The 21,395-nt window shown below is 74.1% G+C and carries 22 protein-coding genes; 11 read left to right on the top strand and 11 right to left on the bottom strand.

Features of this window, described 5'->3' with window-relative positions:
* The first annotated feature begins 53 nt into the window (after positions 1 to 53).
* The 6 genes from ET495_RS09690 to ET495_RS09665 all read left to right on the top strand — a co-directional run bounded on the left by ET495_RS09690 (position 54) and on the right by ET495_RS09665 (position 6,788).
* The gene (locus ET495_RS09690; RefSeq protein ID WP_245993006.1) at positions 54 to 1,331 is read left to right on the top strand and encodes an enolase C-terminal domain-like protein; all 1,278 of its coding nucleotides are present in this window, start codon (positions 54 to 56) and stop codon (positions 1,329 to 1,331) included.
* The gene (locus ET495_RS09685; protein WP_129204578.1) at positions 1,324 to 2,361 is read left to right on the top strand and encodes an aldo/keto reductase; all 1,038 of its coding nucleotides are present in this window, start codon (positions 1,324 to 1,326) and stop codon (positions 2,359 to 2,361) included. The genes ET495_RS09690 and ET495_RS09685 overlap by 8 nt, the downstream gene beginning before the upstream one ends.
* Positions 2,358 to 3,203: an amidohydrolase family protein gene (locus ET495_RS09680; RefSeq protein WP_129204577.1), complete on the top strand. Its 846-nt coding sequence runs from the start codon at positions 2,358 to 2,360 to the stop codon at positions 3,201 to 3,203. Before ET495_RS09685 ends, ET495_RS09680 begins: the two co-directional genes overlap by 4 nt.
* Positions 3,200 to 4,732 carry a sugar ABC transporter ATP-binding protein gene (locus ET495_RS09675; protein WP_129204575.1) on the top strand — a complete coding sequence of 511 codons (1,533 nt, stop codon included), beginning with the start codon at positions 3,200 to 3,202 and terminating at the stop codon, positions 4,730 to 4,732. The genes ET495_RS09680 and ET495_RS09675 overlap by 4 nt, the downstream gene beginning before the upstream one ends.
* Positions 4,729 to 5,727 carry an ABC transporter permease gene (locus ET495_RS09670; RefSeq protein ID WP_129204574.1) on the top strand — a complete coding sequence of 333 codons (999 nt, stop codon included), beginning with the start codon at positions 4,729 to 4,731 and terminating at the stop codon, positions 5,725 to 5,727. The genes ET495_RS09675 and ET495_RS09670 overlap by 4 nt, the downstream gene beginning before the upstream one ends.
* A gap of 101 nt (positions 5,728 to 5,828) precedes the next feature.
* Positions 5,829 to 6,788, top strand: coding sequence for an ABC transporter substrate-binding protein (locus tag ET495_RS09665; RefSeq protein WP_129204572.1), 960 nt, complete (start codon positions 5,829 to 5,831; stop codon positions 6,786 to 6,788).
* Positions 6,789 to 6,840: 52 nt separating this feature from the next.
* On the opposite strand, the gene ET495_RS09660 is transcribed toward ET495_RS09665, so the two are convergent.
* The 6 genes from ET495_RS09660 to ET495_RS09635 all read right to left on the bottom strand — a co-directional run bounded on the left by ET495_RS09660 (position 6,841) and on the right by ET495_RS09635 (position 13,816).
* Positions 6,841 to 7,524 carry a FadR/GntR family transcriptional regulator gene (locus tag ET495_RS09660; RefSeq protein ID WP_129204570.1) on the bottom strand — a complete coding sequence of 228 codons (684 nt, stop codon included), beginning with the start codon at positions 7,522 to 7,524 and terminating at the stop codon, positions 6,841 to 6,843.
* A 50-nt stretch (positions 7,525 to 7,574) separates the two neighbouring features.
* On the bottom strand, positions 7,575 to 8,453 hold the full coding sequence (locus ET495_RS09655; RefSeq protein WP_211340817.1) for an AraC-like ligand-binding domain-containing protein: 879 nt from the start codon (positions 8,451 to 8,453) through the stop codon (positions 7,575 to 7,577).
* A gap of 172 nt (positions 8,454 to 8,625) precedes the next feature.
* Positions 8,626 to 9,168, bottom strand: coding sequence for a TetR/AcrR family transcriptional regulator (locus ET495_RS09650; protein WP_129204566.1), 543 nt, complete (start codon positions 9,166 to 9,168; stop codon positions 8,626 to 8,628).
* A gap of 20 nt (positions 9,169 to 9,188) precedes the next feature.
* On the bottom strand, positions 9,189 to 9,695 hold the full coding sequence (locus tag ET495_RS09645; protein WP_129204565.1) for a hypothetical protein: 507 nt from the start codon (positions 9,693 to 9,695) through the stop codon (positions 9,189 to 9,191).
* A 2-nt stretch (positions 9,696 to 9,697) separates the two neighbouring features.
* Complete coding sequence (locus tag ET495_RS09640) at positions 9,698 to 11,785, bottom strand: primary-amine oxidase (RefSeq protein ID WP_129204564.1); 2,088 nt, start codon at positions 11,783 to 11,785, stop codon at positions 9,698 to 9,700.
* 141 nt (positions 11,786 to 11,926) lie between these two features.
* Positions 11,927 to 13,816 carry a VanW family protein gene (locus tag ET495_RS09635; RefSeq protein ID WP_129204563.1) on the bottom strand — a complete coding sequence of 630 codons (1,890 nt, stop codon included), beginning with the start codon at positions 13,814 to 13,816 and terminating at the stop codon, positions 11,927 to 11,929.
* Positions 13,817 to 14,040: 224 nt separating this feature from the next.
* Here ET495_RS09635 and ET495_RS09630 point away from each other — a divergent pair, with 224 nt between their 5' ends.
* Positions 14,041 to 14,631, top strand: a complete 591-nt coding sequence (locus tag ET495_RS09630) for a biotin transporter BioY (protein WP_211340816.1) — start codon at positions 14,041 to 14,043, stop codon at positions 14,629 to 14,631.
* A 107-nt stretch (positions 14,632 to 14,738) separates the two neighbouring features.
* On the opposite strand, the gene ET495_RS09625 is transcribed toward ET495_RS09630, so the two are convergent.
* Entirely contained in the window at positions 14,739 to 15,335 is a 597-nt protein-coding gene (locus ET495_RS09625) for a dihydrofolate reductase family protein (RefSeq protein ID WP_129204562.1), read from the bottom strand.
* A 72-nt stretch (positions 15,336 to 15,407) separates the two neighbouring features.
* Here ET495_RS09625 and ET495_RS09620 point away from each other — a divergent pair, with 72 nt between their 5' ends.
* Entirely contained in the window at positions 15,408 to 15,896 is a 489-nt protein-coding gene (locus ET495_RS09620; protein WP_129204561.1) for a dsRBD fold-containing protein, read from the top strand.
* A 33-nt stretch (positions 15,897 to 15,929) separates the two neighbouring features.
* Here ET495_RS09620 and ET495_RS09615 read toward each other — a convergent pair whose 3' ends face one another.
* The 3 genes from ET495_RS09615 to ET495_RS09605 all read right to left on the bottom strand — a co-directional run bounded on the left by ET495_RS09615 (position 15,930) and on the right by ET495_RS09605 (position 17,828).
* On the bottom strand, positions 15,930 to 16,592 hold the full coding sequence (locus tag ET495_RS09615) for a vitamin K epoxide reductase family protein (protein ID WP_245993005.1): 663 nt from the start codon (positions 16,590 to 16,592) through the stop codon (positions 15,930 to 15,932).
* 71 nt (positions 16,593 to 16,663) lie between these two features.
* Positions 16,664 to 17,047: a universal stress protein gene (locus tag ET495_RS09610; protein ID WP_129204560.1), complete on the bottom strand. Its 384-nt coding sequence runs from the start codon at positions 17,045 to 17,047 to the stop codon at positions 16,664 to 16,666.
* Positions 17,048 to 17,060: 13 nt separating this feature from the next.
* A complete protein-coding gene (locus ET495_RS09605) occupies positions 17,061 to 17,828 on the bottom strand; it encodes an IclR family transcriptional regulator (RefSeq protein WP_129204559.1) in 768 nt (255 codons plus the stop codon).
* A gap of 137 nt (positions 17,829 to 17,965) precedes the next feature.
* Here ET495_RS09605 and eda point away from each other — a divergent pair, with 137 nt between their 5' ends.
* The 3 genes from eda to ET495_RS09590 all read left to right on the top strand — a co-directional run bounded on the left by eda (position 17,966) and on the right by ET495_RS09590 (position 20,838).
* Positions 17,966 to 18,610: a bifunctional 4-hydroxy-2-oxoglutarate aldolase/2-dehydro-3-deoxy-phosphogluconate aldolase gene (gene eda, locus ET495_RS09600; RefSeq protein ID WP_129204558.1), complete on the top strand. Its 645-nt coding sequence runs from the start codon at positions 17,966 to 17,968 to the stop codon at positions 18,608 to 18,610.
* A gap of 2 nt (positions 18,611 to 18,612) precedes the next feature.
* Positions 18,613 to 19,716: a sugar kinase gene (locus ET495_RS09595; protein WP_211340815.1), complete on the top strand. Its 1,104-nt coding sequence runs from the start codon at positions 18,613 to 18,615 to the stop codon at positions 19,714 to 19,716.
* Between the two features lie 138 nt (positions 19,717 to 19,854).
* Complete coding sequence (locus ET495_RS09590) at positions 19,855 to 20,838, top strand: bile acid:sodium symporter family protein (RefSeq protein WP_129204557.1); 984 nt, start codon at positions 19,855 to 19,857, stop codon at positions 20,836 to 20,838.
* Positions 20,839 to 20,917: 79 nt separating this feature from the next.
* Here ET495_RS09590 and ET495_RS09585 read toward each other — a convergent pair whose 3' ends face one another.
* Positions 20,918 to 21,361: a SufE family protein gene (locus tag ET495_RS09585; protein ID WP_129204556.1), complete on the bottom strand. Its 444-nt coding sequence runs from the start codon at positions 21,359 to 21,361 to the stop codon at positions 20,918 to 20,920.
* Between the last annotated feature and the right edge of the window lie 34 nt (positions 21,362 to 21,395).

Here is a 21,395-nt window from a genome sequence, read left to right as displayed (position 1 = left end):
CGTGTGACGTCTCTCACCACCCACGACGTGCACGCCAAGCCCGAAGGATCACCGTGAGTCGTTTCACCACGTTCGCCACCGACGACGTGCGCTTCCCGACGTCGCTGTCGCTCGACGGCTCCGACGCCATGAACCCCGACCCCGACTACTCGGCCGCCTACCTGCGGCTGGGCACCGACGCCGGCGACGGCCTGACGGGGCACGGGTTCGTGTTCACCATCGGCCGCGGCAACGACGTCCAGGTCGCCGCCATCGACCTGCTGCGCGAGCGCATCCTGGGCCGCGACGTCGAAGAGACGCTCGCCGACCTCGGCGGCCTGTGGCGCGAGCTCGTCCACGACTCCCAGCTGCGCTGGCTCGGCCCCGAGAAGGGCATCGCGCACATGGCGATCGGCGCCGTCGTCAACGCCGCCTGGGACCTGCGCGCCAAGCGCGAGGGGCGGCCCCTGTGGCAGGTCCTCGCCTTGCTCAGCCCCGCCGAGATCGTCGACCTGGTCGACTTCCGCTACCTGTCCGACGCCCTGACGCCGGCCGAGGCGATCGACCTGCTGGAGAAGGCGCTCCCCGGACGCGCCGAGCGCGAGGCCGACCTGCTGGCCACCGGCTACCCGGCCTACACCACGACGCCCGGCTGGCTCGGCTACGACGACGCCAAGCTCGTCCGCCTGTGCCGCGAGGCGGTCGCCGACGGGTTCACCCAGATCAAGCTCAAGGTGGGCGCCGACCGCGCGGACGACGTGCGGCGCCTCGCGCTCGCGCGCGACGCCGTCGGCCCCGGCGTCGCCATCGCCGTCGACGCCAACCAGCGGTGGGACGTCGCCGAGGCCGTCGAGTGGATGGCCGCGCTGGCCCCCTACGACGTCGCCTGGATCGAGGAGCCCACGAGCCCCGACGACGTGCTGGGCCACGCGGCGATCGCGCGCGCGGTCAGCCCGATCCCCGTCGCCACCGGCGAGCACGTCGCCAACCGGGTGGTGTTCAAGCAACTCCTCCAGGCGCAGGCGATCGACGTGCTCCAGCTCGACTGGTGCCGCGTCGCGGGCGTCAACGAGAACGTCGCGAACCTCCTGCTGGCCGCCAAGTTCGGCGTGCGCGTGTGCCCCCACGCGGGCGGCGTCGGGCTGTGCGAGGTGGTCCAGCACCTGTCGATGTTCGACTACGTCGCCGTCTCGGGCACGACCGCGGGGCGCATGGTCGAGTACGTCGACCACCTGCACGAGCACTTCGTGACCCCCGCCGTCGTCACGCGCGGCCGCTACCAGACGCCCACCGCGCCGGGCAGCGGGGCGCAGATGCTCGCGGACTCGATCGAGGCGTACCGCCATGCCTGAGCCCGCCGCGCCCGACCCCGGCGCGCGGGACGACGACCTCGCGCCGCCCGCGCGCCCGGGCGCCGCAGCGCTGACCGGCTTCCTGTCCGGCCCGGGGCGCCTCGGCTACGGCGCCGCCAACGTGGGCAACCTCTACCGGGCCATGACCGACGACGACGCCCACGCGATCCTCCAGGCTGCGTGGGACGCCGGCATCCGCCACTTCGACACCGCACCGCACTACGGGCTGGGCCTGTCCGAGCGCCGGCTCGGAGCGTTCCTGCGCACCAAGCCGCGCGACCAGTACGTCGTGTCGACCAAGGTCGGGCGGCTCCTGGTGCCCCACCCCGCCGGCGCGGGCACGCTCGACCTGGCCGAGGGCTTCGCGGTGCCCGCGGACGTGCGCCGCGAGTGGGACGTGACCGCGGCGGGCGTGCGCCGCAGCCTCGAGGAGTCGCTCGCGCGGCTCGGCCTGGACGCCGTCGACGTCGTCTACCTGCACGACCCCGAGCGGTTCGACCTCGACCGCGGGCTGGGCGAGGGCCTGCCCGCCGTGGCGGCGCTGCGCGACGCCGGGCTGGTGCGCGCGGTCGGCGTCGGGTCGATGGTCGACGAGGCGCTGCTGCGCGCGGCACGCTCGGGGCTCGTCGACCTGCTCATGATCGCCGGGCGGTTCACGCTCGCCGACCCCTCCGCCGCGGCCCAGGTGCTGCCCGCCTGCCGCCGCCACGGCGTGCGGGTCGTCGCCGCCGCCGTGTTCAACTCGGGCCTCACGGCCCGCTCCGAGCCGCCCGACGACGCGCGCTTCGACTACGGCCCGGCCGCCCCCGAGCTCCTGGCCCGTGTGCGACGCATCGCCGCCGTGTGTCGTGAGCACGACGTCGACCTGCCCGTCGCGGCCGTGCAGTACCCGCTGCGCGCCGACGTCGTCGCGTCCGTCGTCGTCGGCGGGGGGCGGCCCGAGCAGGTGCGGCAGAACGCCGCCCGCCTCGCCCGGCCCGTGCCCGAGGCCCTGTGGGCGGCGCTCGCGAGCGAAGGGCTGGCGGTGTGATCCTCGACAGCCACCTGCACCTGTGGGACCGGTCCGCGAGCGCCTACGCGTGGATCCCGCCGGGGCCGCTGGACCGGACGTTCACGGTGGGGGAGGCGCGTGCCGAGCTCACCGCGGCCGGTGTCGACGCGGCCGTGCTGGTCCAGGCCGAGGACTCGACGGCCGACACGCGCGCCATGCTCGCGGCGGCGGACGACCCGGTCGGCGGCGGCGTCGTCGCGGGCGTCGTCGGCTGGGTGCGGCTCGACGACCCGCCGACGGCGGCCGCCCAGCTCGCGGCGTACGGCGAGCGCCTGTGCGGGGTGCGCCATCTGGTCCACGACGACCCGCGCGACTTCCTCGCCCTGCCGTCCGTGCGGGCGAGCCTGCGGCTGGTGGCCGAGGCCGGCCTGGCGTTCGACGTGCCCGACGCGTGGCCGCGGCACCTGGGCGCGGTGGCGGCGCTCGCCGATGCGGTGCCGGGGCTGACCGTCGTCGTCGACCATCTGGGCAAGCCGCCGCGCGGCACCGGAGCCATGGCGGAGTGGGAGCGGGCGCTGCGCGAGGTGGCGGCGCGGCCGGGCACCGTGGCCAAGGTGTCGGGGCTGCAGCAGGCCGGGCAGCCGTTCACCGCGGCGGCCCTGCGCCCCGTGTGGGACGTGGCGCTCGACGTGTTCGGCCCTGCCCGGCTGCTGTACGGCGGCGACTGGCCCATGACGGTGCCCGACGGCGGGTACGGGCCGCACTGGGCGGTGGTGCGCGGGCTGGTCGCGGAGCTCGCGCCGGACGAGCGGGCGCAGGTGCTGGCCGGTGCGGCGGTGCGCGCCTACGGGCTCGACGCCGGCCCCGGGGAGGGGCGATGAGCGGCTACCTGCTGGAGGTCGAGGGCGTCAGCAAGGGGTTCCCCGGCGTGCGCGCGCTCGACGGCATGCACCTGGCGCTGCGGTACGGGGAGGTGCTCGCCCTGGTGGGCGAGAACGGGGCCGGCAAGTCGACGCTCATGAAGCTCTTGTCGGGCGTGCACGCGCCCGACGCCGGCACGTTCCGCCTGCGCGGGGAGCCGCTGACGGTCTCGGGCCCGCGGGACGCGCTCCAGCAGGGCATCAGCATCATCTTCCAGGAGTTCAACCTGCTGCCGCATCTGACGGTGGCGCAGAACATCCTGATCGGGCGGGAGCCGCGCACGGGCCCGTTCGTGTCCGAGCGGGCGCTCGTGCGCCAGGCCGGTGAGCTGGTCGAGCGCCTGGGCCTGCCGCTCGACGTGCGGGCCGTCGTCGGGGGCCTGACGGTCGCGAAGCAGCAGATGGTGGAGATCGCCAAGGCGCTGTCGTACGACGCGAGGGTGCTCATCATGGACGAGCCCACCGCGGCCCTGAACGACGCCGAGGTCGAGACGCTGCACGGCCTGATCCGGCGCTTCACGAGCCCCGAGACGGGCGTCATCTACATCTCGCACCGCATGGACGAGCTCACGGCCGTCAGCGACCGCATCACCGTGATCCGCGACGGCCGCTACGTCGACACGCTCGACACGCGCACGACGACGCTGCGCGAGGTCATCTCGCTCATGGTCGGCCGCACGATCGACGTGGACGCGCAGCCGCGCGACGTGCGCGCGGACCGGCCGGTCGTGCTCCAGGTCGAGGGCCTGACGACCCGGGACCTCCTGCGGGACGTGAGCTTCGACGTGCGCGAGGGCGAGATCCTCGCGGTCGCGGGGCTCATGGGGGCGGGTCGCACCGAGGTGGCGCGCGCCGTCGTCGGCGCCGACCGGACGACCGCCGGGACCGTGCGGCTGCGGGGGCGGGCGGTGCGGATCGCGAGCCCCGCCGACGCCGCGCGGCACCGCATCGGGTACCTGTCGGAGGACCGCAAGGGCCTGGGCCTGCTGCTCGATCACGACGTGACCACGAACATCGGCCTGAGCGCGCTCGCCGAGCGGTTCACCCGCCTCGGCCTCGTGCGCGCGGCGGACGTCCGGCGGCGGGCCGGGGAGCTCGTCGAGACGCTCTCGATCCGCACGCCCTCGCTGACGCAGCGCGTGAAGAACCTCTCGGGCGGCAACCAGCAGAAGGTCGTCATCGCCAGGTGGCTCCTCAAGAGCTGCGACGTCCTGATCGTCGACGAGCCGACGCGGGGGATCGACGTGGGGGCCAAGGAGGAGATCTACGCGTTGCTCCAGGACCTCGCGGCGCAGGGCGCCTCGATCGTCATGATCTCCAGCGAGCTGCCCGAGGTGCTGCGCCTGGCGCACCGCGTCGTCGTCATGGCCGAGGGCCGCGTCACCGGCGTGCTCGATCGCGCCGACGCCACCCAGGAGAGCGTCATGCACCTGGCGACGCTCCGGCCCGGCACCGTTCCCGACGACCGCCCGAAGGTGGACCATCGATGAGCACCGTCACCGACATCGCCCCGCGCGGCGCCGCCGCGGCGGGCTGGACCCCACGCCTGCGCGAACGCGTCCAGCAGCTGCTGGCCTTCGCGAGCCTGATCGTGATCGTCGCGTTCTTCTCCTTCGCGAACCCGGCGTTCTTCACCTACGGCAACGTCACGAACATCCTGTTCTCGACGGTCGTGATCGGCACGCTCGCCCTGGGGACGACGTTCGTCATCATCGCGGGCGGCATCGACCTGTCGATCGGCACCGGCATGACGCTGTGCGCGGTGATGGCGGGCGTCTTCATCACGAACGCGGGCGCTCCGGTCTGGTTGGGCGTGCTCGGCACGCTGGCGTTCGGGGCGCTCATCGGCATGCTCAACGGCGTCACCGTGGCGCTGCTGCGGATCCCGCCGTTCATCGCCACGCTCGCGATGATGCTCGTGGCCCAGGGGCTCGCGCTCGTCGTCTCGCACACCACGCCCATCTACTTCAAGGACGCGCCGGGCTACACGAAGATCTCGACCGGCAGCCTGCTGGGGTTCGATTTCCCCAACGCCGTGCTCGTGCTCCTGGTCGTCACGGTCGGCAGCGCCGTCGTGCTCAACACGACGCTCCTGGGCCGGTACACGTACGCCATCGGCAGCAACGAGGAGGCGACGGCGCTGTCGGGCATCGACGTGCGCCGCTGGAAGATCGCGATCTACACGCTCGCCGGGGTGTTCACCGGTCTTGCCGGCGTCATGATCTCCGCGCGGCTGGCCTCGGCGCAGCCCTCCGGGGGGCAGGGCTACGAGCTGCAGGCCATCGCCGCCGTCGTCATCGGGGGCACGTCGCTCGCGGGCGGCAAGGGATCGATCGTCGGGACGCTCATCGGAGCGCTCATCATCTCCGTGCTCAACAACGGCCTGCAGATCATGTCGATCCCGCAGGAGTGGCAGAACGTCATCCTCGGCGCCGTGATCCTCGTCGCCGTGTACGCCGACATCATCCGCAAGCGGGAGGCGTAGACGACCCGCGCTCGCCCTGGCGTGCGAGCGCGCGGTGCACCATCGCTGCCGACCGGTCGCGGCGGCTCCAGCCCCAGCACCAACTCATGAAGGAGTGACAGATGAAGATCCGACGTGCGGGAGCGGCCGTGGCCGCGCTGGCCCTTGCGCTCGGGCTCGCGGCCTGCAGCAGCGGTGCCGGCGCCGAGGAGGACACGCCGTACATCGCCATCGTCTCGAAGGGTTTCCAGCACCAGTTCTGGCAGGCCGTCAAGCAAGGGGCGCAGGAGGAGGCGGAGCGGCAGAACGTCCGCATCACCTTCGACGGCCCGGCGGACGAGACCGACATCGAGGGGCAGATCGACATCCTCGGCAACGCGATCACGAAGAAGCCCGACGCCCTCGGGTTCGCCGCCATCGACTCCAACGCCGCCGCGCCCCTGCTCGAACAGGCCAAGGGCGCGGGCATCCCGGTCATCGCGTTCGACTCGGGCGTCGACAGCGACATCCCGCTGACCATCGCGGCGACCGACAACAAGGCCGCCGCCGCCGAGGCCGCCAAGCACCTGGCGGACCTCGTGGGCGGCAAGGGCACCGTCGCGATGGTCGTCCACGACCAGACGAGCCAGTCGGGCACCGACCGCCGCGACGGCTTCGCCGAGTGGATGAAGGCCAACGCGCCCGGCATCACGCTCCTGCCCGTGCAGTACGGGGGGAGCGACCAGGGGAAGTCGGCCGACATCACCAAGTCGATCCTCCAGGCCCACCCCGACATCGCCGGGATCTACGGGTCGAACGAGGGGACGGCGATCGGCATCGTCAAGGGCATCCAGGAGAGCGGGACGACGGGGGTCGTCGTCGTCGGGTTCGACTCGGGGCAGGCGCAGATCGACGCCATCCGGAGCGGGCTCGAGGCGGGTGCGATCACCCAGGACCCGGTCGGCATGGGCGCCGAGCTCGTCAAGGCGGCCGTCAAGGCGATCGACGGCGAGGACCTGCCGCCGTCGATCGACACCGGGTTCTACTGGTACGACAAGTCCAACATCGACGACCCGAAGATCGACGCGGTGCTGTACGAGTAGCGGGCCGCGGCGCCGGGCGGGCGGCCGCCCGGCGCCGTCGGGTCCCGCGCCGTCAGGCCGGGCGTTCCGCGGCGCGGGCCAGCCAGGTCTCGACGCCCGCGATGTGCGTGGTCAGGCGTGAGCGCACCAGGTCGGAGTCGCCCGTGAGCATCGCGTCGAGGATGGCCTGGTGCTCCTCGAGCGTGCGCCCGACGGCGCCCGCCTCGGTGAGCCCGCGCCAGATGCGTGCGCGGTGGGTGCTGCTGGAGAGCTGGTCGAGGATGCCGCTGAGGTAGGAGTTGCCCGACAGGTCGGCGATCCGGCGGTGGAACGCGAGGTCGTGCTCGACGAGGTTCTCGACCGACGTGTGCGGGTCGACGGCCGCGACAAGCGCGCCGAGCTCCGCGAGCGCCTCGCGTGTCGCGCGGCGGGTGGCGAGGGCGGCGGCGGCGGGCTCGAGGATGCGGCGCACCTCGAACAGCTCGAGGATCGTGCCGTCGTGGTGCAGGTCGACGACGAACCCGATGGCCTCGAGCAGCAGGCGCGGTTCGAGGCTCGTGACGTAGGTGCCGTCACCGCGGCGCACGTCGAGGACGCGGATCACCTCGAGCGCCTTGACCGCCTCGCGCAGCGAGGAGCGGGACAGGCCGAGCCGCTCGCTCAGCTCCTTCTCGGGGGGAAGCCGGTCGCCCGGGCGCAGCTCGCCCGCCAGGAGCATCTCCTTGATCTTGAGGATCGCCTCGTCGGTCACGGCCACAGCACGAGTCTACGGGCAGACATCCGATCTTTGGGCGGCGCTCCCGGTGCTCACCCGCGGCGGCGCGCCTCGCTCGGGGACATGCCGAACTCGGCCCGGAACGCGCGCGAGAAGTGCGCGGCGTCGACGAACCCCCACCGGCTCGCGATCGTCATGATCGACTGGTCGGCGAGCGTCGGGTCGGTCAGCCGGCGCCGACACTGCTCGAGGCGCCGCCGCCGGACCCACGCCGAGACCGTCGTGCCGCGGTCGTGGAAGAGGGCGTGCAGGTGACGCACCGAGACGTAGGAGGCCGCGGCGATCGTCGTCGGCGACAGGTCGGTCGAGCCGAGGTTGTCCTCGATGTGCTGGACGATGTCCTGGAAGGTCCGGTCGCGGTGCTCCAGGCCGCCGCGCGTGAGCTCCAACTCGCGCGCGAGCATGGTCAGGGTCAGGTCGACCGTCGCGTGCGCCAGCCGCACCCCGCTGCGCGACTCGACCTGCGGGAGGTTGTCGGCGAGGCTGCGCAGGAAGGGCGCCACGAGCGAGCCCATGCCCGCGGAGCCGCGCAGCGGCGTGGCCACGAGCTGCAGCACGTCGGCAGGCGGCAGGTCGGCCATGGACGAGGGGAACATGACGACGATGCAGCGCAGGTCGCCCGCGAAGTCGAGCGTGTACGGGTGCGCCGTGTCGTACAGCGTGATCTCGCCGGGTCGCATGACGACGTCGCGCCCGTGCTGGACGAGCATGCCGGAGCCCGCCAGGAGCATCTGGAGCTTGTAGTAGTGGCGGGGCGAGGAGTCGATGAGCTGCGGGGTGCGTTCCGCGGTGTGCCGGCCCGCCTCCACGATCGCGATGTGGACGTCGTCGGCGAGCGCGGTGCTGATGCGTCCGTCGAACGTGTCGGGCCTGTCGGACGTCGTGCGCAGCGGCACGAACGACGAGGACACCGACTGACGGAAGTGGTCGAAGGCGCGGCGAACCGGTGGACGGAGTGTCGCGACCTGCGTCATCTAGGCCCTTGGCGACGGGCCGGGCCGCGGTCCGCACCGTTGCGGTCGCGAGAGCCGGCAGTGGTCCGCGTCACACTACGGACTGTCCATCTGGATAGTCAAGGCGCCCTCACGCGGCCGGGGCCCGGCCCGCGGCCACGACGATCCGCCGGATCCGGTCCAGCACGGGCGCGGCCTCCGGCACGTCACCCATGACCACCTGCTTGAACACCAGCCCGTCGAGCGCGAGCCACACGACGTCGATCAGGTCGTCGTCCTCGATCCCGAGCGCACGCAGCCGGTCCGCGATCGAGTCCCGGTAGGTCTCGTAGTAGCGCCGGACCGCCTCGCGCAGCTCGGGGCGGCGCGTCGACTCGAGCGCCAGCTCGTACTGGAACGCCTCACGCTCCCGGTCGGCGAGGTCCTCGAGACCCAGCGCGAACTCCTCCGCGGTGCGCGGCTGCGGCGTCGACTCGGCGAGGCTGCGCTCGACGGCGTACGCCAGCGCCGCCGCGATCAGCGCGTCGCGCGAGCCGAAGTGGTGCCGCACCAAGCCGTGCGACACACCGGCCTCGGCCGCGACCGCGCGGTAGGTCAGCGCGCGCAGACCAGAACGGGCGACGACGGCGATCGTCGCCCGCAGCAGCGCGGTGCGGTTGGAGATGGCGGTCACGGGCTCAGCGTATGACTGCCTCAGCCGAGCGCCGCGGCCGCCATGAAGCCCACCGCGACGGCGCCCGCCGCCACCTCGACGCGGGCCACCGCCCGCTGCCGCGCCCCGGCCGCCACGACGGCGCTCGCGGCGACGAACGCCGCCGCACCGCCGAGCCCGAGCACCAGCAGCGGGTCGCCGCCCCCGTGATGCCCCGCCGTCGCGGCGCGCGCGCCGTCGTGCGCGCTCGCCGCGGTGAGCACCGCCATCGCGAGCAGGCAGGAGACGTGCAGCAGGTGCAGCGGCCGGTGCCCGCCGCGCCTGCCCGTGGCCGCTGCCGCGACGGCGGCCACGAGCAGGACGACGGACCACGCCAGCGCGGGCAGCCCGCCCGGCACCAGCGCCAGGTCGGCCATGCCCGCCACCATCACCACGCCGGTCCCGACGGCGACCGCGCGCCCGGCCCCGGCCGGCCGGGCCGCGGCGCACGCGACCGCGACCAGGGCCGGGACCAGGGCGACCGCGTGCAGTGCGGCGTGGCCGGTCATGCTCAGCCGTGCTGGTGGTGCTGCGTGCCGTTGTGCCCTGCGCAGTCGTGCCCAGTGCCGTTGGGTCCGGTGCCGTTGGGTCCGGTGCCGTTGTGCCCAGTGCCGTTGTGCCCAGTGCCGTTGTGCTGAGCGGGCGTGGCGCAGTGCGCCGACGCGTTGTCCGGCACGTCGAGCGTGGGGTTGCGGTCGAAGAACCCGTACGGCTTGAGCGTGAACCGCGCGTAGTCGGTCGGCATGATCGGCCAGTCCTCGGGGCGGGGGAAGTGCGTGAGCCCGAACGTGTGCCACAGCACGACGTCCTCGCCGTCGATCGGGCGGTCCTTGGCCCGCCACGCGGCGAGCCCGTCGCCGCCGGCGTGCTGGTTGATGTGCGTGCCCGCCGCGTAGCGCTCGTCGTCGGCGAACCGCGTGACCCACACGTGCTTGGTGGCGAACGCGGCGCGCCGCGCGATGGGCGAGTCGTCGGCGGCCAGCAGCGTGGGGGTGTGCTCGGCGAACAGCACGTACGCCGTCGGGCGGCCGAGGCCGTTGGTGCGCTCGGTCGAGCTGATGTGCCACGTGCGGCCCACGGCGCCGTCGGCCTCGCGCGCGGCGTGGCCCTCCGACGTCAGGCGGGTGCGGCGGTTGGTGAACGCGTTGCCGTGGGGGTTGGTCTCGCTGATCGGCAGGCGCACGCCGTCGACCTCGTCGACCGCGTTGGGCGTGCCGTCGATGTCGAGGTCGAGCCGGGCCGAGAACAGGTGCTGGTGGACCGGGGCGCCCACGCCCGGGGAGACGAGCGTCGCGTACGGGTACGGCTCGCCGTCGGGGCCGTCGCCGGGGTAGGCCGACGGGAACAGGATGCCGGTGAGCTTGGCCTCGCACTCGATGGTGCCGTCGAGGTACAGGTACCAGTAGAAGCCGTAGTCGTAGTTGCCGACGGTGGTGAAGAACGAGATGACCATGCGCCGCTGGCGGCGCGTCGCCGCCACCCCGGTGAAGCCGTCGGAGTGCTTCCACAGGACGCCGTAGTCCTCCTCGTGCATGCAGATGCCGTTCTTGACCACGCGCGGGTTGCCCGACTCGTCGGCGAGCGTGACGTCCAGGTAGTGGATCTCGCCCAGGCAGTCGCAGCCCAGCTCGAGCGAGTTCACGTACCGCCCGAACAGGTACTCGCCGGTGTCGAAGTAGTTCTGCCAGAACCGCGTGGGCGACGGGTCGCCGTAGGGCACCACCATCTCGGAGATCGAGGCGCGGTAGACCACCGAGCGCTGCTCGTCGCCGTCGGCGATCGACATGCGGTGCAGCACCAGGCCCTCGCGCGCGTCGAAGGCCACACGCACCTGCCAGCCCTCCCAGGTCATCAGGCCGTCGTCGTCCACGGTGAACGACGGGCCCTGCGGCTGGGTGATCTCGATGGGCTTGAGCGTGGTGCGCGGCGGCCCGGCGACCTCGGGGTCGAGGTAGTTGCCGTGCGGCTCGGGCACCGGCATCGTCGCGTGGTCGATGACGCGCGTGACCTGGCGGCGCGTGAGGTCGACGTAGGCGACCAGGCCGTCGACGGGGTGCGCCCACGGGTGGTCGGTCGGGAAGTCCTGCCGGAACCCGAAGACGCGGGCCATGCGCCGGCCGGCCTCACCCTCGATCCCGAACTCCCCGGCCGACAGCGGCACGGTCACGACCTGTTCGGGGGTCAGGTCACGCTTGGCCAGCGCCGCGACCCACTCGGGCGAGGCGGCGACGATCTGCGGCACGAGGTCGAACTCGGCGTCGAGGATCGGCAGCTGCCCCACCTCGGCGCTCTGGAGCACCTCGTCGCTCACGACGACGCCCGCGGTCACGTCGACGACGACGTCGTGCTGGACGCCGCTCTCCAGGTCCAGCAGCTGCACGCGCACCTGCCGTGCGGGCAGGTCGCCCGTGCCCGCCTCCCACGCCAGGACGTCGGCCTTGGGCGCGTCCAGCAGGCCCACGTAGGCGAAGCGGGTCGTCGCGGCCACCAGCCCGGCCGCCGAGACGACGGCGGACGCCGCGGTGATCTCCTCGGCCGTGAGCGTCGACAGCGGGTGGCGGGTCGTCGGACGGGTCGTGGTCAAGCCGGCGTGCGGCATCGGGTCTCCTCCTCGGGCGTGGCGGCGCGACGTCGCGCGATCACGCCCAGCGTCTCGAAGGAGGCCGCGGTGGTGGTTGACCCAGAGCGTTCGCCGTTTGCCCCGGCGTGCAGGCTCGGGCCCCAGGCCCGCAGCGGTCCGTCAGGACGCCTCCGGCTCGGCGTCCTCCGCGGGCCGGTACGTGCAGGAGACCCCGTGGTCGGGCCGGTAGGTCCACGTGTGCGAGTTCTCGCTCACCAGCGTGCTGCCGAGGAACACGCGGCGGTGGTTGGTGATGGTGAACCCGTCCTGCCCGGGCGCGCGCGGGGTGCAGCCCGGGTCGGCCGACGGCGTCGCCCGGGCCGGCTGGACGTTGCGCTTGGGCCCGGCCGTGGACTCGACGCGGAAGTGCTCGGTGCCCCACACCTCGACGTGGAGCTGCCCGCCTCCGACCCACGAGCGCAGCACGGCGCCGTGCGGTGTGTTGTTGCGGAACCGCAGGTCGATCGACCCGGTGGCGATCGTCGCCTCACGGCCCGCCGGGTAGCGCGGGATCCACATCGAGTGCGGCTGCCTCTCGACGATCTCGAACCCCGCGAAGTGCGCCGCGTTGTACACGTTGGTGGCCATCTGCGAGAGCCCGCCGCCGAGCCCCGGCTGGAGCTGCCCGCCGACGATGACCGGAGCGTTGCCGAACCCTCGCGCGGGTGTGATCGGACCCAGCGCGTCCAGCAGCGAGAACGTCTCCCCGGGCCGCACGAGCGTCCCGGTCAGCAGCTCGGCGCCACGCCGCAGGTTGTTCGTGCGGACGACGTCGTTGGTGATCGCCGTCGAGAAGCTCGACACGACCTCGCGCACGCCGAGGGCCTCGAGCGAGGCACGCGTCTGCTCGGGCTCCTGGTCCACGAGACCGGCCTGAGCGACCCTCGCGTCGCCGAGCGCGGCCGTGCGGACGGCCTCGGCCAGTGCGGCGGCGTCGAGTGTCGTCCCGGGCGCGCCTCCGGCGACCTGCGGCCGCCCGTCGGCGAACACGAACCGGGCGTCCTCGGCGTGCGTCAGCAGGTCCGTCGTGCGCTCGACGACGGCGTCGCGCAGCGCGTCGCCGTCGAACCCGGCCACGAGCTCGCCGCCGCGCGGCGTGAAGGTCGCGGCGGACGCGAGGACGTCGGCGGGCAGCTCGGGGACCTGCCCGCCGACCTCGACGGTCACGGGAGCGGAGACGATCAGGCGGGCCTGCGCGTAGGCGGCGTCGGTCGCCTCCTGGGGGATCGCGGGCGCGACGGTCTCGGCGGGCACGTCGAGCGGGCCGTCCTCGACCAGCCACCGCGAGCGCAGCGCCAGGGCCACGTCCTCGGGCTGCACGCGCGAGCCGTCCTGCGCGGCGGTGGCCACGGGCTCCCCGTCCGTGAAGCCGACGGTGCCGTCGACGGGCTCGACCGCGAGCAGGCCGGCGAGGTCCTGCGCGGCCGACGCGAGCCGCTCGTCGTCCACGCGGACGACCGGGGCGGCCTCGCCGCCGCCGGTCAGGTGCGCCCACAGGCGCAGCGGGTCCAGCGAGAACCCGGTGAGCGCGTCGACCGTCGCCTCGGCGTCGAAGCCCAGGCCCGCGTCGGCCGGGTCGGCCCATGCCGACGCCGCCGCAGTCGCCACCTCGACCGGATCGCCGGTGACCCCCGCGAGCCCGGCGTCGAGCCGCGCGACGGCGTCGTCGTGCCCGAGCCCGCCGACGTCGACGCCCGCGACGGAGGTCCCGGCCGGGACGCGCCCGGTGAGCAGCCACTGGGCGCCGGCGTACGTGCCTGCCACGAGCGCCAGGCCCGCAGCCGCCACGGCGACGGTGCGCAGGCGCCGCCGCCGGGGGGCGTCGTCGCCCGGCACGGGGACGACGGGCAGCGAGAGCGTGGCCACGGCGGCCTGTGTCGCGGGTGCAGGGCTCGCGGGTGCAGGGCTCGCGGGTGCGGGGCTCGCGGGTGCAGGGCTCGCGGGTGCGGGGGTCACCGGGGCAGGGGTCGGCTGCGCGGGCGCGGGCTCGCGCTCGGTCGGGTGGCCCATCACTTCGCTCCGTACGTTTCGGGACTGGCGGTCGGGCGTGTCTCGCGGTCGCGGCGCCTTGGGTCCACCCGACCCTAGGCGGCGGCGCGGCGCCCCAGCGCCCCTCGTCGCGCATCGGTGCCCGCCGGCGGCGGGTCGTGACCGGTCGCCGCGGTGTGCGCGGACGCGCCCGGACGGTGGACGTGGCTTCCCGGATGCTGCCCGGTCTGGAACAGTGGTCACTCGTGTCACAGACCATCGCCGTCGCGCCTGCCCGCACCCTCGTCGAGATCCTGCCCGCCGGACGCGTGCGCACCGTCACCGCCGTCGTGCTCGGTGCCGTCGCCGTCGCCGTGCTGGGGCAGGTCGCCGTGCCGTTGCCCTTCACCCCCGTCCCGCTGTCGCTGGGCACGCTCGCCGTGCTCGGTGTGGGAGCCGCGCTCGGCCCGCGGCTGGCCGCGGCGTCGATCGGCCTGCTGGTCGTCGCGGGCGTGAGCGGCCTGCCGGCCTTCGCAGGCGGCACGAGCGGCTGGGCCTTCGCGTCGTTCGGCTACGTCCTCGGCTACCTGCCGGCCGCCGTCCTGATGGGATGGCTCGCGCGGACCGGGCGCGACCGCTCCGTGTGGCGCACCTTCGCCGGGGCCGCCGGCGCCAGCGCCCTGGTCTACGCCGTGGGTGCGCCGTGGCTGGCCGTGTACGCGCACCTCTCGCTCGGCGAGACGCTCGCCGCGGGCGTGCTGCCCTTCCTCGCGGGCGACGCCGTCAAGGCCGCGGTCGTCGCGGGCGTGCTGCCGACGCTGTGGGCGGCGCAGCGGTTCGTCTCCGCGCGCCGCTGAGACGCCGCTGAGACGCGGCCGAGACGCGGCCGAGACGCGGCCGAGACGCCGCCGGCGGGGGCTGCCGGCACCGGCGCGCGGCCGGGGACGGTCCACGTCGGCCGCGCTCAGCGAGCCGTCGTGAGCCGCCCGACGGCGTAGCGGCAGGCGAGCACGCCCGTCGTCGTCGGTGTCGCGTCGAGCAGGCGCAGGTCCTTGTGGTGCTCCTCGGCGAACAGGCGGTGGCCGGAGCCCAGCAGGATCGGGTAGATCAGCAGCACGTACTCGTCGACCAGCCCGGCTGCGTCGAGCGCCTGCACCAGCTCGCCGCTGCCGAGCACGGTGAGCGTCCCGTCCCACGACTCCTTCAGGCGCCGCACGGTCAGGTGGGCGTCGCCCGCGTGCAGCTCGCTGTTCGGGTACGGCAGCGGCGTCGAGGGGTCGCGGCTGACGACGTGCTTGGGCGTGTCCAGGAGCTCCTGCGGGGGCGGCCCCGGCGCGTCGGTCGTGGCGTGCCGCAGCAGGTCCTCATAGGTGCGGATCCCCAGCAGCAGGCCCGTGCTCGACGCCAGCATCGTCGCCGTGATCTGCGCGAGCACGTCGTCGTCGTACCCGGTGGCCCAGCCGCCGTGGGCGAACCCGCCGCGCACGTCGGTGTCGGCTCGCCACGGCGCCTGCATGACGCCGTCGAGTGTGATGTGCTCGTAGACGGTGACCGTTCCCATGGTGCCGACCTCCCGAGGACCAGCCTCGCGGCGCATGATGGAAGGCACCACTCGACGACGAGGAGGACGACCATGAGGGCGACAGTGGGAGACCGGATCGTACGGGCGTCGGGCCGGGTCGACGGCGCGGTGCGCGACGGCGTCGTCACGGCGGTGCGCGGCGAGGGCGGTGGCCCGCCCTACACGGTGCGCTGGTCGGACACGGACGAGGAGTCGCTGGTGTTCCCCGGCGGCGACTGCCTGGTCCAGCCGGCCGCGGAGCACGCCGAGCAGGCGGACGCGACCGTCGCGCACCCGCGCAGCCGCACGTGGCACGTGCAGGTGACGATGGTCGAGTCGGGCCCGAGCACGACGGCGGAGGCGACGCTCGTGGCAGGCGACGTCGGCAGGCTGCGTGCCGTCGGACGTGCGCAGAAGGACCCGGCCGACGTGGAGGTCGCCGTCGTCGGCGACGAGATCGCCGCCGGGCGGGCGCTGCGGCGCCTGGCCGACACCCTGCTCGGTCAGGCCGAGCACGACATCGCGGCCCAGACCGGAGTGCACGGGCACGTCCACGCCTGACCGCGCCGGCTGGCGTGCGTCTGGCGGCGCGCGTCAGCCGAGCAGAGCGGCGCCGTACTTGAGGACGACGACGGCGAGCGTCGCGAGGAGCCACGCCGACAGCAGGAAGCCCAGCCCGCCGCTGCGCACCACCGCCATCGCTGCGCGCTGGACTCTCGGCGGCCAGTGCAGGTTGTTGTCGAGGATGTTGAGGTGCAGCATCGAGAAGAAGACGACGGTGGTCGCCAGCTGCACCGTCAGGCACCACGGGCACAGCGCGTGGATCTGGAAGACGGCCTCGAAGAAGAGCCAGTAGGCGAACACGAACCCGAACAGGTAGATCGTCTGCGCGGCGATCATGAACCACTTCGGGAACCGCGTCCCCGCCAGACCCAGCACGGCGATCGTGATGACGACGGGCTCGGCGGCCAGGCCGAGGAACGCGTTGGGGAACCCGAAGAGCGACGCCTGCCACGACAGCGCGACCGTCGAGCAGGACACCACCGTGCTGATGTCGCACGAGAGGACCGCGTCGGGGTTGGCTGCGAGCGTCACGGCCTCCGACGAGAGCTTGAAGGCAGCGAACAACGAGATCAGCGCGCCGACGAGCATCTCGCCGAACAGCCAGCGCCGCGAGTGGAAGAAGCCGGTCGGCCGCGGTTCGCCGAGGACGTCGTCGGGCGCCTCGTCGGACACGGTGGCGGGCGTGATGGTCACAAGAACTCCCCGGGGTCGCGTTCGGTGCCAGGCTAGCGCGCGTCCGGAATGCGCAGGTCCTCCGTGACCGCTCAGGGCGTCGTGTAGGTCGCCTTGACCACGAGCACCGGTACCGGTGCGTCGAGCAGCACGCGTTGCGTCGTCGTCCCCAGCACGAACGTGCCCTCGCTCGACCGGTTGCGGGTGCCGATGGCCACCAGCGTCGCGTGGACCGCCTCGGCGGTGTCGAGGATCGCGTCGCTGGGCTCGGCGTCCGCGGGACGGTAGGTGACGGCGGGGGCGGCGACGCCGGGCGGGAGGGCCGCGAGCGCCGTGGCCAGGGTCGCGGGCGGCTGGGTGCCGGGGTTGAGCACCAGCACCGCGAGGGGGAGGCGTCGTCGGGCTGCCTCGGAAGCGCCGGCGCGCAGCGCCGCCACGCCGTGAGGGGAGTCGTTGCACGCCACGAGCACCGTCATGTTCACCACCTTCTCACGCGATCGCCGCGGGCACGCCCAGTCCGGCGGGAAGCCACCCGGGCAAAGACTCTCTGAGTGCGCTGACGCGCTCGCGGCGCGTGGTGCCGGTGAGCCGCTCGGCGGGGGCCGTGATGCTCACGGCCGCGACGGGCCGCCCTGCGCGCAGGACGGCGACGGCGACGCACGCGATGCCGGGTTCGTTCTCCTCGTTCTCCTCGGCGTAGCCGCGGGCGCGGGCCGCGTCGATCGCGCGGCGCAGCGTCGCCGGGTCGGCGTCGTCGCCCGCGAGCCGGGTGAGCGCGGCGTCGTCGAGCGTGTCGCCCGCGTCCTCGGCGGCCGCGAGCCAGGCGCGTCCGAGCGCGGTCGTCGCCGCGGGGCGGTGCCTCCCGACGGCGGACCACACGCGCACGGCGCGCTGCGGCTCGACCTTGTCGAGGTAGACGATCTCGCGCCCGGCGAGCGCGCCGAGGTGGACGAGCTCGTCGACCTCGCGGCTGAGGGTGGCGAGGGCGTGGTGCAGCAGGCCGGGCAGGTTCTCCTCGCTGAGGAAGGTGCTGCCCAGGGCGAGCGCCGCGGCGCCCAGCCGGTAGGCGCCGTCGGGCGTCTGCTCGGCGTACCCGCGGTGGCGCAGCGCGGCCAGGGTGCGGTGCAGGGTCGTCTTGTGGACGCCGACCTCGGCGGCGAGCTCGGCGAGCTGTGCGCCGCCGGCACCGGCGCGGGCGAGGGCGTCGAGTGCGAGGAGCGCCTTGTCGACGGCGCCGATCGGGCTCGGTGCGGGCATGGCCCCTCCTTCGGGTAGCGTACGTTGCACAGGATACAACTCGCGTTCGCTATCACGAAACGGCGAGCCGAGCCCCGCTCGACCGGCTCGTCCAGACGCCTCCGCGAACGCGCCCGGACACCAGGAACGGAGCCCCGATGGACGCCACTGTCCTCGACCGGATCGCCGCGCTGCGCATCGTCCCCGTCGTCGTCGTCGACGGCGCGGACGAGGGCGCGCGCCTCGCCGACGCCCTCATGGCGGGCGGCCTGCCCGTCGCCGAGATCACGCTGCGGCTGCCGAACGCCCTCGCCGCCCTGCGCGCCGTCGCCGCCGAGCAGCCCGACGTGCTCGTCGGCGCGGGCACCGTCCTCACCGCCGCCCAGGTCGACGAGGTCGTCGACGCCGGAGCGCGCTTCGTCGTCTCGCCCGGCACGTTCGAACCCGTGATCCGCCGCGCGCAGGAGCGCGACGTGCCGATCCTGCCCGGCGTCGCGACGGCGTCGGACGTGATGCGCGCCCTCGACCTGGGCGTACGCACCGTCAAGCTGTTCCCGGCCTCCGTCGCGGGCGGGCCGGCCGCGATCAAGGCCCTGTCCGCCCCCTTCCCGCAGGTGCGGTTCATGCCCACCGGCGGCGTCAACGCCGCCAACCTGCACGACTACCTCGACCTGCCCTCGGTCATCGCCGCGGGCGGCTCGTGGATGGTCGAGCGGCCGCTGGTCACCGCCGGCGACTGGGCCGAGATCTCCCGGCGCGCGGCCGAGGCCGTCGCGCTCGCCGCGCCGACGACGGAGGACTGACCGTGAGCACCTCGATCACCACCCGCCCGGCCGCCGAGTGCCGCTACGACGTCGTCTCGCTCGGCGAGGTCATGCTGCGCCTCGACCCCGGCGACCGGCGCATCCGCACCACCCGCACGTTCGACGTGTGGGAGGGCGGCGGCGAGTACAACGTGGCCCGCGGCCTGCGCCGCGCCTTCGGGCTGCGCGGCGCCGTCGTGACGGCGCTCGCGGACAACGAGGTCGGCCGCCTGGTCGAGGACTTCATCCTCACCGGGGGCCTCGACACCTCCTGGATCCAGTGGCGCGACTACGACGGCATCGGCCGCACCGTGCGCAACGGGCTCAACTTCACCGAGCGCGGCTTCGGGGTGCGCGGCGCCGTCGGCCTGTCCGACCGCGGCAACACCGCCGTCGCGCAGATGAAGCCGGGCGACGTCGACTGGGACGCCCTGTTCTCCCAGGGCGTGCGCTGGCTGCACACCGGCGGCATCTTCGCCGCGCTGTCCGAGTCGGCGGCCGACGTCGCCGAGGCCGCGATGACGGCCGCGCGCGCACACGGCACCGTGGTCTCCTACGACCTCAACTACCGCCCCTCGCTGTGGAAGGGTATCGGCGGCCCGGCGCGCGCGCAGGAGGTCAACAAGCGCCTCGCCTCGCTCGTCGACGTCATGATCGGCAACGAGGAGGACTTCACCGCCTCGCTCGGCTTCGAGGTCGAGGGCGTCACCGACGACCTCACCGACCTGTCCACGGCGGCGTTCCGCTCCATGATCGGCGCGGCCTCGCAGGCGTACCCGAACTTCCAGGTCATCGCGACGACGCTGCGCGGCGTCCGCTCGGCGACCCGCAACGACTGGGGTGCCATCGCCTGGTCGCGCGCCGAGGGCTTCGTCGAGGCGACGCACCGCCCCGACCTGGAGATCTACGACCGCGTCGGCGGCGGCGACTCGTTCGCCTCGGGCCTGGCCTACGGCCTCCTGGAGCTGACCACGCTCCAGGAGGCGGTCGAGTACGGTGCCGCCCACGGCGCCCTCGCGATGACGACGCCGGGCGACACCACGACGGCGACGCTGTCCGAGGTCGCCAAGCTTGCCGCAGGCGGCAGCGCCCGCGTCCAGCGCTGACCTTCCGCGAGGGGTGCTCCCGGCTCGCACGCCGGGAGGGCGCCCCTCGCGGAGCGCGGGCACGTCGGGCGCCTCGTGGGCGCCCCTCCGTGCGCGGTGAGCCGTGGGATCGGGGAGCCGGGTCGGTAGGGTCGCGGGATGCGACGGGTACTGGGGCAGTGGGTGGATCCGTTCATCGGCGCGCTGCTCGCGGTCCTGGCGTTCGGGCTGGTCGTGCCGCTCGGGGACGGCGTGCTGCGCGTGCTCGGCGTCGTCGGGCGCGGCGCGGTCGCGCTGCTGTTCCTGCTCTACGGCGCGCGGCTGTCGACGCGCGAGGTCTGGCGCGGGCTGGCGCACTGGCGCCTGCAGGGCGGGATCTTCACGGCCACGTTCGTGCTGTTCCCCCTCGTCGGGCTCGTGCTCGCGCGCGCCGTCGAGCCGTGGATCGGCAGCGCCTTCGCGATCGGCGTGGCCTACGTGTCGCTGCTGCCCTCGACGGTGCAGTCGTCGGTCGCGTTCGTGTCGATCGCGCGCGGCAACGTCGCCGGGGCGATCTGCGGCGCCACCGTCTCCAACGTGCTCGGCATGCTGCTCACGCCGCTGCTCGTGCTCGGCCTCCTGCACGACGCCGCAGCGGGCGGCACCGGGGCCGCGACCGTGGGCCTGTCGCGCCTGGGCGACGTGCTGCTCGGGCTGCTCGCCCCGTTCGTCGTCGGGCAGCTCGTCCAGCCCTGGGCCGGTGGGTGGGTGCGCGCGCACCGCCCGCTGACCCTCGCCGTCGACCGGGGCACGATCCTCGTCGTCGTGCTCGGCGCCGTCGCGGGCGCGACGGCCGCCGGGACGTGGGCGGGCGTCTCGGTGTGGGACGTGCTCGCCCTGGTCGGCGTGTGCGCCGTGCTGCTGGGCGCCGTGCTCGCCGCGACCTGGTGGGGTGGGCGGGCGCTCGGACTCGACGTGCCCGACCGCATCGCGCTCCTGCAGTGCGGGTCGACGAAGTCCCTCGCGACCGGCCTGCCCATGGCGGGCGTGCTGCTGCCGGCGGCCGTGCTGGGCTCCGTCGTCGTGCCCGTGGTGGCGTTCCACCAGCTCCAGCTCGTCGTGTGCTCGGTGCTGGCGCGGCGCCTGGCGTTGCGGGAGCGCTGAGGCCCCGCCGGGCGTCGACGACGTCCTGGCGGCGGTCGCCACCCCGTCGACGACGGGGTCCCGCTACGAGGCGTGGCGCTCAGGCACCCTCGGCGAGCTGCTCGCGCACCTGCCGCTTGGCGCGCCCGAGCATGCCGGCCATGCCGCCCAGGCGCAGCGGGCTCACCGCCCGGGCCAGGCCCAGCATCATCGGGTAGTCGTCCGGCACCGCGAGCACCTGCTCGGGGGTCAGGCCCGTCAGGCCCTGCGCGAGGATCGAGGCGAAGCCGCGCGTCGTCGGCGCCTCCTGCGGCGCCGTCGCGTAGAAGTGCACGCCGTCGGCCTCGACCTCGGCGAACGCCCGCACGGGCGACTGGCACTCCTCGACCCGTTCGAGCAGCGCGGGGCTGGCGGCGTACCGCTCGGGCAGCTCGGGCAGCTCGCGCGAGAGCTCCAGCAGCAGCTGCAGCCGCTCGCGTTCCCCGACGGCGAGGAACTCGTCCCGGATCTCGCCCAGCACCCCACCGACCTCGTCGACGCTCATCCGTCCATCATCCCGGGTCCGCGAGCCGGTGGGC

It is taken from the genome of Xylanimonas allomyrinae, assembly GCF_004135345.1.
GTDB classification, from domain to species: Bacteria; Actinomycetota; Actinomycetes; order Actinomycetales; family Cellulomonadaceae; genus Xylanimonas; species Xylanimonas allomyrinae.
This window is presented reverse-complemented; position numbering and strand designations above follow the sequence as displayed.

Bases quoted from the DNA above. Each gene is read 5' to 3' on its own strand.
- ET495_RS09685 (WP_129204578.1), top strand. From the start codon at position 1,324: ATGCCTGAGCCCGCCGCGCCCGACCCCGGCGCGCGGGACGACGACCTC.
- ET495_RS09675 (WP_129204575.1), top strand. From the start codon at position 3,200: ATGAGCGGCTACCTGCTGGAGGTCGAGGGCGTCAGCAAGGGGTTCCCC.
- ET495_RS09670 (WP_129204574.1), top strand. From the start codon at position 4,729: ATGAGCACCGTCACCGACATCGCCCCGCGCGGCGCCGCCGCGGCGGGC.
- ET495_RS09665 (WP_129204572.1), top strand. From the start codon at position 5,829: ATGAAGATCCGACGTGCGGGAGCGGCCGTGGCCGCGCTGGCCCTTGCG.
- ET495_RS09645 (WP_129204565.1), bottom strand. From the start codon at position 9,695: ATGACCGGCCACGCCGCACTGCACGCGGTCGCCCTGGTCCCGGCCCTG.
- ET495_RS09640 (WP_129204564.1), bottom strand. From the start codon at position 11,785: ATGCCGCACGCCGGCTTGACCACGACCCGTCCGACGACCCGCCACCCG.
- ET495_RS09635 (WP_129204563.1), bottom strand. From the start codon at position 13,816: ATGGGCCACCCGACCGAGCGCGAGCCCGCGCCCGCGCAGCCGACCCCT.
- ET495_RS09625 (WP_129204562.1), bottom strand. From the start codon at position 15,335: ATGGGAACGGTCACCGTCTACGAGCACATCACACTCGACGGCGTCATG.
- ET495_RS09620 (WP_129204561.1), top strand. From the start codon at position 15,408: ATGAGGGCGACAGTGGGAGACCGGATCGTACGGGCGTCGGGCCGGGTC.
- ET495_RS09610 (WP_129204560.1), bottom strand. From the start codon at position 17,047: ATGACGGTGCTCGTGGCGTGCAACGACTCCCCTCACGGCGTGGCGGCG.
- ET495_RS09605 (WP_129204559.1), bottom strand. From the start codon at position 17,828: ATGCCCGCACCGAGCCCGATCGGCGCCGTCGACAAGGCGCTCCTCGCA.
- eda (WP_129204558.1), top strand. From the start codon at position 17,966: ATGGACGCCACTGTCCTCGACCGGATCGCCGCGCTGCGCATCGTCCCC.
- ET495_RS09590 (WP_129204557.1), top strand. From the start codon at position 19,855: ATGCGACGGGTACTGGGGCAGTGGGTGGATCCGTTCATCGGCGCGCTG.
- ET495_RS09585 (WP_129204556.1), bottom strand. From the start codon at position 21,361: ATGAGCGTCGACGAGGTCGGTGGGGTGCTGGGCGAGATCCGGGACGAG.